The 17150-nt window shown below is 66.8% G+C and carries 19 protein-coding genes; 15 read left to right on the plus strand and 4 right to left on the minus strand.

Features of this window, described 5'->3' with window-relative positions:
* Positions 1–52: 52 nt before the first annotated feature.
* Positions 53–406 carry a VOC family protein gene (locus AC1C2M_RS11925; RefSeq protein WP_495436658.1) on the minus strand — a complete coding sequence of 118 codons (354 nt, stop codon included), beginning with the start codon at positions 404–406 and terminating at the stop codon, positions 53–55.
* Positions 407–579: 173 nt separating this feature from the next.
* On the opposite strand from AC1C2M_RS11925, the gene AC1C2M_RS11930 reads away from it, so the two are divergent.
* Complete coding sequence (locus tag AC1C2M_RS11930) at positions 580–993, plus strand: nitroreductase/quinone reductase family protein (protein WP_495436659.1); 414 nt, start codon at positions 580–582, stop codon at positions 991–993.
* Positions 994–1040: 47 nt separating this feature from the next.
* On the plus strand, positions 1041–1574 hold the full coding sequence (locus AC1C2M_RS11935) for a cupin domain-containing protein (RefSeq protein WP_495433158.1): 534 nt from the start codon (positions 1041–1043) through the stop codon (positions 1572–1574).
* Here the strand turns inward: AC1C2M_RS11935 and AC1C2M_RS11940 are convergent.
* Entirely contained in the window at positions 1560–2033 is a 474-nt protein-coding gene (locus AC1C2M_RS11940; protein WP_495436661.1) for a MarR family winged helix-turn-helix transcriptional regulator, read from the minus strand. The two genes, AC1C2M_RS11935 and AC1C2M_RS11940, sit on opposite strands and share 15 nt — an antisense overlap.
* A 114-nt stretch (positions 2034–2147) precedes the next feature.
* Positions 2148–2507, minus strand: a complete 360-nt coding sequence (locus AC1C2M_RS11945; RefSeq protein ID WP_495433159.1) for a VOC family protein — start codon at positions 2505–2507, stop codon at positions 2148–2150.
* Positions 2508–2589: 82 nt separating this feature from the next.
* Between AC1C2M_RS11945 and AC1C2M_RS11950 the strand changes: the two genes are divergently transcribed.
* From AC1C2M_RS11950 to AC1C2M_RS11995, 10 genes are all read left to right on the plus strand, one after another.
* Positions 2590–3903, plus strand: a complete 1314-nt coding sequence (locus tag AC1C2M_RS11950; RefSeq protein WP_495436663.1) for an MATE family efflux transporter — start codon at positions 2590–2592, stop codon at positions 3901–3903.
* A gap of 70 nt (positions 3904–3973) precedes the next feature.
* Complete coding sequence (locus AC1C2M_RS11955) at positions 3974–4528, plus strand: RBBP9/YdeN family alpha/beta hydrolase (protein WP_495436664.1); 555 nt, start codon at positions 3974–3976, stop codon at positions 4526–4528.
* Between the two features lie 73 nt (positions 4529–4601).
* Positions 4602–5498, plus strand: coding sequence for a glucose 1-dehydrogenase (locus tag AC1C2M_RS11960; RefSeq protein ID WP_495436666.1), 897 nt, complete (start codon positions 4602–4604; stop codon positions 5496–5498).
* Positions 5499–5587: 89 nt separating this feature from the next.
* Complete coding sequence (locus tag AC1C2M_RS11965) at positions 5588–7411, plus strand: glycoside hydrolase family 15 protein (protein WP_495436667.1); 1824 nt, start codon at positions 5588–5590, stop codon at positions 7409–7411.
* A gap of 87 nt (positions 7412–7498) precedes the next feature.
* Complete coding sequence (locus AC1C2M_RS11970; protein WP_483406605.1) at positions 7499–8431, plus strand: ABC transporter ATP-binding protein; 933 nt, start codon at positions 7499–7501, stop codon at positions 8429–8431.
* Positions 8424–9296 (plus strand): ABC transporter permease, encoded by an 873-nt coding sequence (locus AC1C2M_RS11975; protein ID WP_483406604.1) that lies wholly within the window; start codon positions 8424–8426, stop codon positions 9294–9296. The genes AC1C2M_RS11970 and AC1C2M_RS11975 overlap by 8 nt, the downstream gene beginning before the upstream one ends.
* A gap of 124 nt (positions 9297–9420) precedes the next feature.
* A complete protein-coding gene (locus tag AC1C2M_RS11980; protein ID WP_495436670.1) occupies positions 9421–10596 on the plus strand; it encodes a sensor histidine kinase in 1176 nt (391 codons plus the stop codon).
* Complete coding sequence (locus AC1C2M_RS11985; protein WP_495436672.1) at positions 10593–11246, plus strand: response regulator; 654 nt, start codon at positions 10593–10595, stop codon at positions 11244–11246. The genes AC1C2M_RS11980 and AC1C2M_RS11985 overlap by 4 nt, the downstream gene beginning before the upstream one ends.
* A gap of 74 nt (positions 11247–11320) precedes the next feature.
* Positions 11321–11890, plus strand: a complete 570-nt coding sequence (locus tag AC1C2M_RS11990; protein WP_495436674.1) for a GNAT family N-acetyltransferase — start codon at positions 11321–11323, stop codon at positions 11888–11890.
* Between the two features lie 100 nt (positions 11891–11990).
* Complete coding sequence (locus AC1C2M_RS11995; protein ID WP_495436676.1) at positions 11991–13085, plus strand: FUSC family protein; 1095 nt, start codon at positions 11991–11993, stop codon at positions 13083–13085.
* Positions 13086–13094: 9 nt separating this feature from the next.
* Here the strand turns inward: AC1C2M_RS11995 and AC1C2M_RS12000 are convergent, their stop codons facing one another.
* Complete coding sequence (locus AC1C2M_RS12000; RefSeq protein ID WP_495436678.1) at positions 13095–14174, minus strand: LacI family DNA-binding transcriptional regulator; 1080 nt, start codon at positions 14172–14174, stop codon at positions 13095–13097.
* Positions 14175–14332: 158 nt separating this feature from the next.
* Here AC1C2M_RS12000 and AC1C2M_RS12005 point away from each other — a divergent pair, with 158 nt between their 5' ends.
* From AC1C2M_RS12005 to AC1C2M_RS12015, 3 genes are all read left to right on the plus strand, one after another.
* Positions 14333–15577: an MFS transporter gene (locus tag AC1C2M_RS12005; protein ID WP_495436680.1), complete on the plus strand. Its 1245-nt coding sequence runs from the start codon at positions 14333–14335 to the stop codon at positions 15575–15577.
* A 96-nt stretch (positions 15578–15673) separates the two neighbouring features.
* The gene (gene nucS / locus AC1C2M_RS12010; protein ID WP_495436682.1) at positions 15674–16369 is read left to right on the plus strand and encodes an endonuclease NucS; all 696 of its coding nucleotides are present in this window, start codon (positions 15674–15676) and stop codon (positions 16367–16369) included.
* Positions 16370–16433: 64 nt separating this feature from the next.
* On the plus strand, positions 16434–17135 hold the full coding sequence (locus AC1C2M_RS12015; protein ID WP_495436684.1) for an HAD hydrolase-like protein: 702 nt from the start codon (positions 16434–16436) through the stop codon (positions 17133–17135).
* The last annotated feature ends 15 nt before the right edge of the window (positions 17136–17150 follow it).

Raw genomic sequence — 17150 nt, forward strand, 5'->3', positions numbered from 1 at the left:
CGGACAGCGTGATGGGTCAGTAGCACCAGGACCGCCCAGCGCTGGGCCGTGCTTAACTCACGAGACAGAACGGGTGACCGGCCGGGTCGAGGTACACCCGGAAATCGTCCTCCCGGCTCCCGGCGTCACGCGCCCCGATCGCGAGTACTTTTGCCTCCCCTGCGTCAAGGTCGTCGACTCGAATGTCGAAGTGTGACTGCTGCGGGACCACCTGGCCCGGCCACTGCGGGGGCGTGTAATCGTCGACCTGCTGGAAGGCGACCCTCATTCCGCCGCCTGGCTTCTGCAGGGCTACCCAGTCGTCCTCGTTGATGATGCGCTCCATGCCAAGGAGCTGCTCATAGAACGAGGCAAGGGAGTCGGGGTCGGGGCAATCGAGCACCACGCTTCGAAGTTCACCAATCATGTCCGTGAGGATACGACGAGAGTTCGGGCAGCGAAAGCCCTCCCCTTTCTCGCCTGGTGTCGGGAAACATCCGGTGAGGAATATCTGAACCCACAATAGTTGTTCGGCATAGTATTGCGCTTCAACCGCTGCACAGGCGGCAAGCGGCGCTCACCCGAAAGGAGTGCACCACCATGTCATTCAACGACCGGATCATCACCGAATTCAGAACAAACAACGGAGTCGTCGCCTCTGCGGGGTTCGGATCGAGCCTCGTCCTGATTCATAGCGTCGGCGCCAGGACGCGGGAGCCCCGGGTCAACCCCGCCCTGTCACTCCGCGACCCAGGCACGTGGCTCGTTGTGGCATCCGCGATGGGGGCAGCACGAGACCCCGCCTGGGCCGTGAACCTCAGGGCGGAGCCCGAGGTCGAGATCGAAGCGTCCGTTGCAGGCGATGTCAGGACGATCCCCGTAACGGCGGAGGAACTCGACGGACCAGAGCGCCAGGCGGCATTCGCGCGCTTTACCGAGCGAGCGCCATCGTTCGCGGCCTATCAACAGCGCACGGCACGCCTGCTCCCCGTATTCCGCTTCACCCCGCGATGAAACGCGTGGCCAGGCACGATCCACCTTCCGATAATCAAGGAGACACCATGACAGATCCATCCACCGCCAACGCTGTGCCACCGGATGACCTCAGCAGGTCGCTCAGGATCCGGCGGCCGGACACGGACGAAACTCTGCCCCACTACGGAGTCGTGGGTGACAACTACACAATCCTGCTCACGGGCGCGGACACCGACGGCAGGTACGGGCTCATCGACATGCATGTGCCACCCGGCGGCGGGCCGCCCCCGCACCGACACAATTTCGAGGAGATGTTCCACGTGCTCGAGGGCGAAGTGGAGATCACGTTCCGCGGACAAACGACACGGGTCCGGGCGGGGGAAACGGTCAATATCCCCGCTGGGGCACCCCACCGATTCCATAACGCCTCTGGCAGCGACGCACGAATGCTCTGCATGATTTCGCCGCCAGGGCTCGAAGAGTACTTCACGCTGTGGGGAAAGCCGCTCCCGACGCGGACTGCCCGGCTCGAACTCTCCGATGACGAGGCGCAGGATGCCATCGGCAAGGCTATCGAGCTCGGTCCCCGCTACGCGATCGAGAACCTACCCCCGAGCTGATTGCGCGGCGGCGGTCAGGTTCTGCTCCAGCGAGGTCAACGAGGCAAGAATCTGTGCCCGCTCGTCTTCCGAGAGCGAACCGACCGTCGCCGCCTCCAACTCCGACCAGATTCGGTGCACAGCTTTTCTCAGCGGCATACTCGCGCGGGTGGCCTCGACCACGGTCGCCCTCTTGTCCGTCGGGCTGACGCTGATCCGGACGAACCCTGCTCGCTCCAACCGTCGAACGGTGCGCGCAACGGTCGGAGCGTCTGTCTCCAGATGGCGAACCAGATCCACCTGCCGCTGCGGCCCCTCGTCCCAGAGTCGCATCATCAGGAGTTCCTGGTTGGGATAGAGACCGGTCTCCCGGAGCAATTGCCCCGCCATCGTCTTGTGTAGTCGTGCAACCCGAAAGATCGCGTGGCTCACCGGGCCCTGCCCGGCCACCGTGCCCGCAGCATCGTCCGCATTGCTCATGAAACACCCCTTCACCATCGTCACTCAATGGTAGTTGTTCGAGCAACGTTAGGAGCCGACCGCGGGCATACCCGAGGTCGGGTGGTGTCCATCGACGCTGGTTCGCGCTGGGCGTCAGCTGTCCACGACGAGGCAGAACGGGTGTCCTGCCGGGTCGAGGAAGACGCGGAAGTCGTCTTCGCGGTAACCGGCGTCGGTGGCCCCGATCGCGAGCACGCGCTGCTCGGCGGTGTCCATGTCGTCGACGGTCACATCGATGTGCAACTGCTGCGGAACGAGCTGGCCGGGCCACTTCGGCGGGTTGTAGTCCTCGATCTGCTGGAACGACACCCGCGGGCCGCCCTCGCGTTTCTGCAGGGCAACCCAGTCGTCCCGGTCGATGATGCGCTCCATACCGAGCAGCTCCTCGTAGAAGGACGCCAGGGAGCGTGCGTCGGGGCAGTCGAGCACGACGCTTCGAAATTCTCCGATCATGTCGGCGAGGATACGACGAGGGGCCCGGCATCGAAAGCCCTCCCGTTGCCCTGCCCTGCTCGGCCTCCCTTAGGCTCGAGAAGTGAAAACGGTTGACCGCGACATCCTGCGCCTCGCCGTCCCCGCGCTCGGTGCCCTCGTCGCCGAACCGCTCTTCCTCCTCGCCGACTCCGCCATGATCGGCCACCTCGGCGTCACCCCACTCGCTGGCCTCGGCCTCGCCGGCGCCGTACTGCAGACCATCATCGGCCTCATGGTCTTCCTCGCCTACGCGACGACCCCCGCCGTTGCCCGCCGTCTCGGCGCGGGCGACGAGCGCGGCGCTGTGTCCGTCGGCATCGACGGGCTGTGGCTCTCACTCGGCCTCGGCGCGGTGCTCGGTCTCGCCGGAGTGGCCGCGACACCCCTCCTGCTCTCCTGGTTCGGTGCGTCGACGGATGTCACGCAGCAGGCATCCGTCTATCTCTCGATTTCGATGGCCGGCATCCCGGCGATGCTCCTCGTCTTCGCCGCAACGGGGCTGCTCCGCGGCCTGCAGGACACGAGGACCCCGCTCTTCGTCGCCGGCATCGGGTTCGCCGCGAACATCGCGCTCAACTTCGTCTTCATCTATCTGCTCGGCCTCGGCATTGCCGGCTCGGCGATCGGCACCGTCGTCGCGCAGTGGGGCATGGCCGCCGTCTACCTCGTCGTTGTGCTGAGCCACGCGCGCCGCACCGGCGCCAGCATCCGGCCCCACCGCGAGGGCATCTCGGGCTCGGCAATGTCGGGGGGCTGGCTCTTCGTACGCACCGCGAGCCTCCGCGCCGCGATCCTTCTCGCCACCTTCGTCGCGACGGGGCTCGGCACGAAGGAGCTCGCGGGGTTCCAGGTGGTCATGACAATGTTCACCCTCACCGCGTTTGTGCTCGACGCCCTCGCGATCGCCGCCCAGGCCCTCATCGGTAAAGGACTTGGCGCGGCGGACACAGCGGGAGTGCGCGCCGTTCTCACCCGCTGCCTCACCTGGGGCGTCGGCTCCGGCGTCGTGCTCGGACTCGTCATCGTCGCCACGTCCGGCGTCACCGGCCTGCTCTTCACGAGCGACCCCGACCTCGCGGCCCTGCTCGTGCCGAGCCTCATCGTGCTCGGCATCAGCGCCCCGCTCGCCGGATTCGTCTTCGTGCTCGACGGCGTGCTGATCGGCGCCGGCGACGCGCGCTATCTCGCGCTTACCGGCATCCTGAACCTCGCCTGTTTCGTTCCGCTGGCACTCTGGGTTCAGCTCTCGGCGCCGACGGATGCCGCTGGCCTGGCATTCCTGACCGCCGCGTTTACGCTCGGTTACCTCGCGGCGCGCGCACTGACGCTCGGGCTGCGGGCACGCACGACGGCGTGGATGCGCACGGGGGTCTGAGCTTTAGCCTGCGGACCGTTGCTGGTTGATCCGGGTCGCAGTGCGCTGCCCACGGTGCCAGAATCGACGCATGGCACCCCGCATCGTCGTTGCTCACGGTTACAACGCCGCTCCTGACCGGCACTGGTTCCCGTGGCTGGTCGACCAGTTTGGCCCCGGCGTTGTGAGCGTTGCCGCCCTGCCGAATCCAACGGCACCTGAACCGGAACCCTGGGTGGACGCCCTCGCGGCGACGGTCGGCGGAGTGGACGACGAGACGATCCTCATCGGCCACAGCCTCGGCTGCATCACGACGCTGCGTTACCTCGAACGGATGCCTGGGCCGTGGCGGCTGCGCGGACTCATTTTGGTCGCCGGGTTCGTGTCACCGCTGCCGAACCTGCCTCAGCTCGACGGGTTCACCGCCCCTCCCATCGATGTGCCATCCCTCGCCAGAAACATCGAGCACCGCCACGTGTTCGGCTCGGACAACGACACGACAGTCGCTCCGAAGCTCACCGCAGAACTGGCGCGCGAACTGGACGCACCGCTCACCATCATCCCCGGCGCTGGTCACTTTGTGGACCGTCTAGGCTGCTTCTCCATACCTGAACTGCTTCCCGTGGTCAACGGGATGATGCATTAGCGCGTGCCCTGACACCATCGAGGAACGGCGCTGAATTCTCGCGCTGTTCCACGATCAAGCAGGAAAGGTCACCATGTCGCCCGACCAGCACACGTTCGAAGATCCAAGCAAGAAGTACGCAGACATCGACACCACCGCGCAGTCGCAGGATGGGCCAGGCCTCGACGCCGACCTCGTCCAGAAGGCCGACCGCGGAGAGAAGAGCTACAAGGGCTCGGGCCGGCTCGAGGGCCGGAAGGCGCTCATCACCGGTGCTGACTCCGGTATCGGTGCGGCCGTCGCGATCGCGTTCGCGCGCGAGGGCGCTGACGTCGCCATTGCTTACCTCCCCGAGGAGGAAGAGGACGCACAGGGCGTCGTCGCGCTCATCGAGGAGGCCGGACGCACCGCGGTTGCCATCCCCGGCGACCTGACCGACGTCAACTACTGCCGCGAGCTCGTCGAGCGCGCGGTCACCGAACTCGGCGGCCTCGACATCCTCGTGAACAACGCGGCGAAGCAGCAACACGTCGAGGACCTCCTCGATCTCACCGACGAGCAGTTCGACGAGACCTTCAAGACCAACGTCTACGCGACGTTCTGGGTCACCAAGGCCGCGCTCAAGCACATGGGCCCCGGTTCGACGATCATCAACACGTCGTCGATCCAGGCCTACCAGCCGTCGGAGAACCTCGTCGATTACGCGACAACCAAGGCGTCGATCAACACGTTCTCGAAGGCGCTCGCCCAGCAGCTCGCGCCCAAGGGCATCCGGGTCAATGTCGTCGCGCCAGGCCCGATCTGGACTCCGCTCCAGACCGCCGGCGGCCAGCCGACAGAGGTACTGCCGGACTTCGGTTCCGACACACCGCTCGGCCGCCCGGGCCAGCCGGCCGAACTCGCACCGGCTTTCGTGTTCCTGGCATCGGGCGAGTCCAGCTACGTGTCTGGTGAAACCCTCCACGTCAATGGCGGGATGCCGACGCCGTAACCCACACGTGCCGCCCACCAACCGGTGGGCGGCACCTCTGTGTGAGGCAGGCGCTCGATTTCGGGAGCGGCAGGGGAATCGGAGAGACAGTGCGAGAACAGCAGTCCACCGGGCGGGGAGCGAACGCCGACCGCGCCGGCGCGCTCGATCGCCAAAACGGCTACGCGGACCTCCGCGGCTACGCCGGCATTGGTGACGGCCGCACCGTCGCGCTCATCGCCCGCGACGGCGACGTCGACTGGCTGCCCATCCCGGCGCTCGACTCGGTCCCGGTGTTCGCCGCGCTGCTCGACGCCGAAGACGGTGGACGGATCAGGCTCTCGCCGGTCGAGCCGTTCACGACAACGCGCTCCTACGCCTCGGGAACCAACGTGCTGCAGACGACGTTCGAGACGGCATCCGGTGTCGTCCGCGTCACAGACGCGCTCGTCACCGGTGTGGCTGGGCGGCTGCCGTGGACCGAACTGGCCAGGCGGATCGACGGCGTTCGGGGAACGGTCGCTATGACCTGGTCGGTCGAACCCGGTCGTGCTCTCCGGACCGCGATGCCGTGGGTAGACCAGACCGTGCACGGCCCGGTGATCAGGATCGACGGAGTGATGCTGTCGGTCACGGGCTTCGAGCACGGGCCGAACGAGCCGGGCACCCACAGCCTCGACGGAGCGTTCACCACGAGCCCGGACTCCCGCCACCTCTTCGCGGTCTCCGGCACGTCACGCGAACCGGTGCACCCGCCCAACCCGAGCAACGTCGACCGGGGCATCGACCGCACTGTGGAGAACTGGCGGGCGTGGTCCCGCGAGTTCTCCTGGGAGGGCCCGTGGTCGGATGCCGTCGAGCGCAGCGCTCTCGCGCTCAAGCTCCTCATTCACAGCCCGACCGGTGCCATCGCCGCCGCGGCGACAACGAGCCTTCCCGAGACGATCAACGGCGGCAAGAACTGGGACTATCGGTTCGCCTGGGTACGCGACGTGGCCTACACGCTGCAGGCAATGATCCGCTTCGGCCTCCGCGAGGAGAGCCAGGCCGCCGTGTCGTGGATGCTCACCACCATCCGCAAGCACGGCCCCGAGCTCGAGATCTTCTATACCCTCGATGGCCGGATTCCCGATGACATCGTCCATACCCAAGCGCCGGGCTGGCGCGAACTGGGCCCGGTCGTCTGCGGCAACGATGCCAAACACCAGTTGCAGCTCGGACCGTACGGTGACCTCTTCGACGTCATGCGCAGCTACGTCGACGCGGGCAACATTCTCGACGCAGAGACCGGGCGGTCGCTCGCGGCGGTTGCCGACCAGGCCTGCGACGACTGGCAGAAGCCCGATTCCGGTATCTGGGAACTCGAGGGAGCGCGCCACTACACAACCTCGAAGCTCGGCTGCTGGCAGGCGCTCTCGAGCGCCGTTCACCTGGCTGGCCTCGGGCAGATCCCGGGCGATCCGGCGCGCTGGGAGGCAGAACGCGACAGGATCGCCGAGTGGGTGAACGAGAACTGCTGGTCGGACGACCGGCAGGCGTACACGATGTATCCCCGCTCGGACGAGCTGGACGCGTCGATCCTGCTCCACGCGCCGAGCGGATTCGATCGGGGCGAACGGATGTCACGGACCATCGATGCAATCACGGCCGAGCTGGGCAGCGGTCCGCTCGTTTACCGGTACTCGGGCATGCGGGAAGAGGAGGCCACCTTTGTCGCGTGTGCCTTCTGGCGTGCCGGGGCGCTGGCGTGCGTCGGCAGGATGGACGAGGCGAAAGCTCTCATGGACGAGCTCGTTGAGCTGTCGAACGACGTCGGAATGTACTCCGAAATGATCGAGGCCGACACCCTGGACTTTGCGGGCAACCTGCCACAGGGACTCAGCCACCTGTCGCTCATCTATACGGCCATCCTGATCAGCGAACTCGACGGCTGACGTTCGCTCGCATCAACCGGTCGGTTGACCTGTGAATCAGCCGAACCACCTCTGTTGCGGGGATGATTACGGCGCGATCCTGTAGTCATGACATTTTCGACGAGCCCGCCACCGGCATCCGCAGAACCGTCGGGCCCGCCCGTCGTCGAGGTTCGTGACCTCATCAAGCGCTACCCCGCACACACCGCCGTCAACGGCGTCAGCTTCGACATTCAGCGCGGAGAGACCTTTGCCCTGCTCGGACCGAACGGCGCGGGCAAGTCGACCACGATCGAGATCCTTGAGGGATACCGCGACCGAACCAGCGGCGAGGTGCGCGTGCTCGGCGTCGACCCGCACAAGGGCGACCTGGCGTGGAAGGCCCAGCTGGGCATCGTCCTGCAGTCGAGTGCGGAGGCCGCACACGTCACCGTACGTGAACAGGTGGAACAGTTCGCGGCGTACTACCCGTCGCCACGGGACGTCGACGAGGTCATCGCCGCCGTTGGTCTCACCGACAAGGCGAAGACCCGCATCGGCAAACTCTCCGGCGGCCAGCGCCGCCGGGTCGACGTCGCGCTCGGCGTCATCGGGCGCCCTCAGCTGCTCTTTCTGGACGAGCCAACGACGGGTTTCGACCCCGAAGCGCGCCGCCACTTCTGGGACCTGATCCGGTCGCTCAAGGCCGAGGGCACCACGATCCTCCTCACCACCCACTACCTGGACGAGGCAGCCCAGCTCGCCGATCGCGTGGCCGTGATCGCCGCAGGACGGCTCGTCGAGATCGGCCCGGTCGGCTCGATCGGCGGCGCCGACGCCCGAGTACCGGTCGTCCGCTGGCGCGACGGGGCCGGGCTCCACGAGGAGCGCACCACACAACCCGCCGCATTTGTCACGGCGCTGACACAACGCACGGGCGGCGAGCCCCAGGGCCTCGAGGTCATCCGGCCGAGCCTCGAAGACATCTATCTCGGCCTCGTCGCAACGGCCAATGCCGAGGCGACGGAACAGGCCGAACCGACAGGAGCAGCGCATGTCTGAATCAACCCTCACGAGGCCGACGGTCGCGAACCCGGTCCCGGCGCTCCCGGCGGGGCGCGGCATCCGCCTGGGCATCAAGCGCATCGGATACGAGGTCAAGACCTACTTCCGGGTCGGCGACCAGGTGTTCTTCACCTTCCTGTTCCCCGTGGTGATGCTGGCGATCTTCGCAACAGCCTTCAGCACGTCGGGGAACATCGGGACGAACCCCGACGGTAGCGGCGGCATCACCCAGGGCGCGTATTACCTGCCGGGCATGATCGCGGCGGGCATCCTGCTCTCGGGAGTGCAGAACCTCGCGACCGACATCGCGACGGAGAAAAGCGACGGAACGCTCAAGAGGCTCGGCGGCTCGCCGCTGCCGGTGATCAGCTACTTCATCGGCAAAATCGGCCAGGTCTTCGTCACCTCACTCGCGCAGATCGCACTGCTTCTCGTCGTCGCTCGCGTCGTTTTCTCGATCGAGCTGCCCACGGAGCCGGAACTCTGGGCCCGCTTCGCGTGGCTGTACCTGCTCGGCATCATCACGTCGGCCGTCCTCGGCATTGCGCTCTCCGCTGTGCCACGAACCGGCAAGAGTGCGACGGCCGTCGTCATCCCCATCGTGCTCGTCCTTCAGTTCATCTCCGGCGTCTACCTCATGTTCACGATGCTGCCCGAGTGGTTGCAGAACATCGCGAGCGTGTTCCCGCTCAAGTGGCTGGCCCAGGGCATGCGCTCGGTGTTCCTGCCCGAGAACTTCGCCAGCCTCGAACAGAACGGCGGCTGGGAACTCGACTGGGTTGCCATCATCATGCTGATCTGGTGCGTCGTCGGGCTGCTGCTCTGCCGGTTCACCTTCCGCTGGATCCGCAAGGACAGCTGAACCCGAACCGTCGCGCGACGGGAGGAAAATCGTGGGGGTCGTCGCCCTGGTGGCAACGGACCCCACGTTTTTCCTCCCCAAACCACTGTCAGCGGCCCCGGTCGCGATGCGAGAGAGTAGTCCAGTGAACAATCCGAAGTGGTGGGACATCGCGGTTGCCGCCACCGCGGTGGTCGTGGGGATCACCGTCGTGTACACCTCCGACAGCTTCCACGGGTGGGCCGCCCTGGTCTCGCTCGCACTGCTGTGCGCCGCGTATTACCTGTTCGGCCGTCGGCTCGTTGGCGCCGGCCACCGCGGACGGCCGACACTGACACTGGCGCCGAGCCTCGCTTTTCAGGCGCTGCTCGCCGTCATCGTCGGGGTCGGTGCCGCATTCGAACCCAACGTCATCACCGCGCAAACCATCGCGTTTCCGCTGATCTGGGTGGTGTCGCTGACCACGACGCAGGCCGTTCTCGCCAACGTCGGTGCCGCCGCCGTGATGGCGTTCGGCTTCGGTCTCGGACTCGGCGGTGGGGTGGATGGAGTGATCCAGACACTCTTCGTCGGCGGTCTCTCGCTCGCGTTCAGCCTCGCACTCGGCCTCTGGATCACGAGCATCGCGAGTTACGGCGACGAACGCCAGCGACTGCTCGCGGAACTCCAGTCGGCACAGGGCGAACTCGAACTGCTCCACAGGGATGCCGGGGGCACGGCCGAGCGCGAACGCATCGCTCGCGACATCCACGACACCATCGCGCAGAGCCTCACGAGCATCGTCATGCTCGCCCAGCGGGCGCGCCGCGAGCAGCCCGCCCACGAGTCGACCCTCGAGCTCATCGAGTCCACCGCACGCGACGCACTCAGCGAGGCGCGAGCGCTCGTGACGGCCAACGCCGGCCTTCCCGCGAGCGACGCCTCACTCGCCGTCACCCTCGCCCGCCTCGGCGAGCGCTTCTCGCGTGAGACCGGTGTCGTTGTCACCACCAACGTCACCCTCGGCGAACTCCCCCGTGACATCGAGGTGGTGCTGCTGCGGTGCGCACAGGAGGGCCTCGCCAACGTGCGGAAGCACGCATTCGCGCGCACAGCATCCGTCACCGTGATCCAGGATGACGACGGCGTCAGCCTGCGGGTCAGCGACGACGGGCGGGGCCTCGACGGTTACCAGCCGGACGGCGAACGCGGCTTCGGCCTCAGCGGCATGCGGGACCGGGTCGGGCTCGTCGGCGGGTCGCTCGTCGTGACGGATGCCGGGACAGCGACGGGCACGGAGCTCACCGTCACCATCCCCCTCGCGAAGGAGAGAACCGCATGACCGATGCTCTGATCAGGGTCGTCGTTGCCGACGACCACCCCATCGTGCGATCGGGGATCTCGTCGCTGCTCTCTCTCGCCGACGATATCGAGGTCGTCGGCGAAGCCGCGAGCGGTGCCGAAGCCGTAGCGCTGGCTCTGGAGCTCGAACCCGATCTCGTATTGATGGACCTGCGGATGCCGGTCGCGAGCGGTCCGGAGGTGGACGGTGCGGCGGCGACCGCGCAAATCGTGGCGACGCTGCCGGGCACTCGGGTGCTCATTCTCACCACTTACGAGTCGGACGACCACATCCTCGGCGCGATCGAGGCCGGCGCGAGCGGTTACCTGCTCAAGGCGGCGCCGGAGGGCGAGATCATTGCCGGGGTGCGCTCGGTGGTCGGCGGCCAGACCGTGCTCGCGCCCGCCATCGCGGCCAAGCTCGTGGACAGGATGCGACAGGGCGCCGCACCCGCCGGACCCAGGCTCAGCCCGAGAGAGCTCGATGTGCTCAGGCTCGTTGCGGCTGGGCACAGCAACCCGTCGATCGCGAAACAGCTGTTCATCAGTGAGGCAACGGTGAAAACACACCTCATCCATGTCTTCGAGAAGCTGGGGGTTTCTGACCGCACCCGCGCCGTCACGCTCGCCCTGGAGCTCGGGCTGCTCTGAGCCCGGCCCGCTCTGAGCGCGGGCGCCGAGAACCCGGCACTGGCCGACCGAACCGGTGCTGGTTAGCATGAGGCATGCGCGCGACCGAGTTCACCCGCCCTATCCAGACCGAGCGGCTCACCCTGCGGCTGCCCATCATGGACGACGTCGACCCGATCCATGCGTTCCAGTCCCGTGAGGATGTCTGCACCTATCTCCTCTACGAGCCGCGCGACCGAGCCACCATCGAGGAGAAGATCGCCGAAGCGTCGACGAAGTTGCGACTGGAGAATTCGGGCGACTGGATTCAGCCCACCATGGAGCGACGGGACGACCAGCAGGTCATCGGCCTGATCTACCTGAATATCGACGACGCCGAGAACCAGAGTGTCGAGGTCGGCTGGATCCTGCACCCCGACTACTCGGGCCAGGGCTACGCGACGGAGGCCGCGACCGCCGCTGTCGACTTCGCCTTCCGCAGGATGGGCGCCCACCGGGTGATCGCGAAGCTCGACCCCGCCAATGACCCCTCGGTGCGCCTGTGCCGCCGACTCGGCATGCGCAAGGAGGCGCACTACCTGGAGGACATCTGGGTCAAGGGCGAGTGGGGCGACACGGGCGTCTACGCCGTGCTCGACCGGGAATGGGCGGCCCAGAACCGCTGAGCCGCGCGCCGCGAGCGAACCGGAGCCGTCCCGGCTGGTGCAACTCGAAGGCGGCAGAGCACCCCGCCGCCTTCCCAGCGGGGTTTGTGATGATGAACCAATGACGTCAGCAACACGCACCGCGGTGCAGACAACCGGTGCGCGCCTGAAAGCCTGGCTCAGACACCCCAGATTCCTGCTCGCTGTGAAGACATCGATCGCTGTCGCCATCGCCTGGCTGATCGCTCCCCTGGTGCCGGGGGTCGCGGAAGAGTACCCGTACTACGCACCGCTCGGCGCGCTCATCAGCATGTATCCCACGCTCATGAGCTCACTACGAACCAGCGTCGAGACGCTCGCCTCGCTCGCCATCGGCATCCTGCTCGCCGCCATAGTGCTCATTGTCGCGGCGCCGAACGTCGTCACGATCTCGCTCGTTATCGGCGTCGGCGTACTCATCGCCGGCAGCAAGTGGCTCACGACCGGCGGCGATTACGTTCCCGTTGCCGCGCTGTTCGTGCTCATCGTCGGTGGCCCGAACGCTGATTCGTACTCGATCGGCTATATCGTCCAGATGAGTGTCGGGGTTGCCGTCGGTCTCCTCGTCAACTTCCTCATCCTGCCACCGCTCAACTTCAACGGCGCCGTCGTCAAGCTCGCCCAGTTCCGCAGCCTGCTCGCGAAGCACCTCGAGGAGGTCGGTGATGCCCTCGTCGAGAACTGGCCGCCAGAGCACGAGGGGTGGGCGAGCCGCAGCAATACACTCGCCGAGACGGCAACCGCCGTTCGGGTGGCCGTCGGTGAGGCCGACGAGAGCAGGAAGGGCAATCCCCGCGCGCGCCGCCACAAACGGAACCTCGACGACGACTACCGAGACCTCGCCGACCTCGAGCGCATCACCTTCCACGTGCGCGACCTGACCGAGGTGCTCGCCGCCGCGATCTGGGATGCTCCGTTCCACTCCGAGGTCCCTGAACCGCTGCGCGAGCCGTTGTCCGAGGCGCTCCACGCCGTCGCCGACCCCCTCAAGAAACGGAACTCCGAGCGTGATGTGGCGGATGCCGTCGAGGCGGCGCGCGGGGCGGTCGACGCGCTCACCGATCGCATCGATCAGCAGACCGAAAGCGCACCATCGGCACTCACGCCCGTTGCCGCTGTGGCGATGGATCTCAACCGGATCCTCGCGGTGATGGTGCAGGACGGCGAGCGGGCCTAGACCACGCGGTCAGTGCGGCGCTGGTCCCGTCGTGTCGCCCGGCTGGAATCGCACGTCGAACGCAACGGGGTCCGCCGACCGACCCGCGAGCATCTCGACGACTGCCCTCCCTGCGGCCGCGCCCTTGCCCTGGGACGGCTGCCAGATCGTTGTGAGCCGTCGTTCGAGTCCGTCAACCCGGATGCCGTCAAAGCCGACAACGCTGAGATCGTCTGGCACGCGAAGGCCGAGTTCCTCTGCCGCTGCGATCACCCCTGCGGCGAGCACGTCGCTCTGGGCGATGATCGCGGTTGGCCGTTTCCCCGGCTCGACATCCAGCAGCGCGAGAGCCGCTTCACGCCCGGCGTCGCTGCGACTGCCGCCGGCGGTCATGCCGGAGACCTCCGGATACACGTCGCGGACCCCTGCGATCCTATCGACGGTCGTCGTGACCGTGGCGCGAGCCTCACGCTCGGGTGTCAGCGGCGCCGGCGTGGAATCCCGGTCAAGCCCGAGGGTGACCAGCGCGACTCGCGAATGACCGAGGTCCTTGAGGTGCTGTGCCAGCTGCCTCGACCCGCCCCGGTTGTCGACGCTCACGGTAAGGACGCCATTGTCACCCGGGCCCTCGATTTGAACGATCGGGATGTTGCGGCGACGAAGCACATCGAGCGTTTCGACGGCATCCGCGTTGCACCCGACGAGAACCACCGCGTCGACCGGTGCCGTTGTGACGCTGACCACCCCATCACCGAGGTCCGGCATCAGGAGGAGACCGGCACCGATGCTCGAAATTTCCTCGGCGAGGCCGTCGAGCGTCTGGATCAGAACCGGGTCACGGAAGGAGACACCGATTCGCGCGGGGATGAGGGCGCCAACGATGCCGCTCCGGCCGCGGCGCAGCGACTGGGCGAGCGGATCAGGCCCGCCGTAGTGCAGCTCGCGGGCGGCCGTCAGCACCTTCTCCCGCGTGGCATCCGACACCGGCCCCTGACCGCTGAAAGCGAGCGACGCCGTCGAGGGCGACACGCCGGCACGTGCCGCGACGGCGGCGAGCGTCGGGCGCCCTCCGTGTGGAACCGAAGCGGATGCCGCTGGCTGGTTGGTCATTCGTCCTCGCGATCGCCGGGCCGATCGGTGTGGGCACTGCGGCCTTGACCGGGCGGTGTTGTCTGGGGTTAGCTTAGGCGAAGCGGATGGTCGAATCGATTCGATTCAATTCACCGGTTCTCCCGCTTCCTCACCCGCACACACCCCACTGGATCTGCATGTCGCCCCACGCACCCGCCCTCCGCCCGCGCTCTGAGCTCGTTGCATGGCGCAACGCGATCTTCGTGATCTTCACGCTCTCCGGGCTCAGTATCGCCACCTGGGCGGCCCGGTTGCCTGAGATCAAGCAGAACCTCGACGTCACAACCGGGTCGATCGGCATCCTGATCCTCGGGATGAGTGCCGGATCGATCCTCGGGCTCATGGCCTCAGCGTGGCTGATGGCCCGCTTCGGCGCCCGCACGGGAATGGTGTTCTCGCTCGGCTGCGTCGCGGTCGGACTCGCGATCATCGGCGTCGGCGCTGGAGTGGTGTTCTCACCGGTGCTGGTCTTCGTGGGGCTGGCGCTGTTCGGCTTCGGCAACGGCAGCGTCGACGTGATGATGAACGTCGAGGGCGCCGCGGCCGAGACCGAACTCGGCAAGACAGTGCTGCCGCTCATGCACGCGTTCTTCAGCGTCGGAACCGTTCTCGGCGCGGGAATCGGCGCAGCGGCATCCGCCCTGGAAATCGGGCTGGTCTGGCACGCCATCGCCATGGCGGCGATCATCGCTCTGGCCGTTGTGGTCGCGGTGAGGTACGTGCCCGTTCGTGAGGACCTCGGCGACTCCACCCAGGCACACGCGCACAAGCAGGACTGGAAGGCCAGGCTGCGGTCGAGCCTCGCGGTCTGGGCCGACCTGCGGCTCATCCTCATCGGCGTCATCATGCTGGGCATGGCGTTCGCGGAGGGCAGCGCGAACGACTGGCTCGCCCTGGCGAGCGTGGAGGGTCACGGTTTGACGGAGCCCACCGGAGCGCTCGTCTTCGGCGTCTTCGTGTCGGCGATGACCGTCGGCCGGGTGGCGGGAGGCCCGCTCATCGATCGCTTCGGTCGCGTGCGCGTGCTCCAGGTCTCCGCGGTCTCTGCGGTGGTCGGCCTGCTTGCCTTCATCCTCGGTGCTGACCTGTGGATCGTCATCGGTGGCACCATCCTCTGGGGCCTCGGCAGCGCCCTTGGCTTCCCGCTCGGGATGTCAGCGGCAGCGGAGGGCGCAAACGCCGCGGCGCGGGTCAGCGCCGTCGCCATGATCGGATACCTCGCATTCCTCGTCGGACCGCCGCTCATCGGCCTGCTCGGCGATCAGGTCGGACTGCTCAACGCGCTCTTCGTCGTGCTTGTGCTCGTCGTACTCTCCGGCCTCGCCTCGCCCGCAGCCCGCGAGCGCCATGCGGAGCCGGCGGCGCCGGTGCATTCCGCCTGAGAATCGGCTTCGCCTGCGCCGGGTTTTCTGCCCAGCCCCGACACTCGCGGCGGTCGAGCGCGCAAACTGGCCTCCGGGCCGGGCTACACTTCTCGAGTGCGTTTGGTGATTGCGAAGTGTTCCGTTGACTATGCCGGACGACTCTCGGCGCACCTTCCGCTCGCCACCCGCCTGCTCATGGTGAAGAGCGACGGCAGCCTCCTCGTCCACTCGGACGGCGGCAGCTACAAGCCGCTCAACTGGATGAGCCCGCCGTGCACGCTCGCCATCGGCGAGCCCGATTCTGACCAGGCGGATGCCGGCGTGACAGAGACCTGGAAGGTCACCCACGCGAAGACCGGCGACATGCTCATCGTCTCGATTTACGAGGTGCTGCACGATTCGGCGCACGAACTCGGCATCGACCCCGGCCTGCAGAAGGACGGCGTCGAAGCACACCTGCAAAAGCTTCTGGCCGAGCAGATTGACCTCCTCGGCGACGGACACACCCTCGTCCGCCGCGAGTACATGACAGCCATCGGCCCCGTGGACATCCTCGCGCGCGACGAGAAGGGCGCATCGGTCGCTGTCGAGCTCAAACGCCGCGGTGACATCGACGGTGTTGAACAACTCACCCGCTACCTCGAACTGATGAACCGCGACCCGCACCTCGCCCCGGTTTCGGGCGTCTTTGCCGCGCAGGAGATCAAGCCGCAGGCCCGCACGCTCGCCGAAGACCGCGGCATCCGCTGCCTCGTCCTCGACTACGACGCGATGCGCGGACTCGACAACGCCGACGGCCGGCTGTTCTAGCTCTTCCAGCTGGGAATCAGGCAATTGTTGTGATGATCGACAGAGTGCCTATCATGGAGTCCCTATGTCTATTACCTCACCCGAACTGACGAGCACTGGCTCGATCATCACCCGCAACTGGTCGTGCGTGCTCTTCGACCTCGACGGAACGATCACCGATTCCGCCCCCGGAATCGTTGCGCGACTGGTCAAGACCTTCGAAGAGCTTGGCCGTCCGGTGCCATCGGAAGCGGAGCTGCTCGGGTGGGTGGGCCCGCCCATGCTCGAGTCACTCGAACAACGCGCGGGCATGACCCCTGACGAGGCGCAGAATGCCCTCATGGTCTACCGCGCGATTTCAGCGGTCGAGGGGCCGTGGACCGGTTCGGCGGTGTACCCGGGGATTGCCGGGATCATCAAGGCTCTCTTTGCCCAGGGCATTCCTCTCGCCATCACGAGCAGCAAGCCGGAGTCGCAGGTCCAGGCGGTCCTCGACCACTTCGCGCTCAGCCGGTACTTCACCGTGCTGTGCGGTGCTTCCGAAGACGAGGTTCGCAGTTCAAAGGCTGACGTCGTCGAGGAGGCACTCAAGAGGCTGACGGCGAAGGATGTCGACCTCTCGAAGGTCGTCCTCGTCGGTGACCGCCACCACGACGTCGAAGGGGCGGCCGCTCACGGGATCCCCACGATCCTCGTGGAGTGGGGCTACGGCTCACCGGCTGAGGCTGAGCACGCACTTGCCGTTGTACATTCGACGGACCAGCTCGCCAAGCTCCTCATCGGCTAGCACCGGAGCGCGCCG

The organism is Mycetocola sp. Y444 (genome assembly GCF_059445295.1).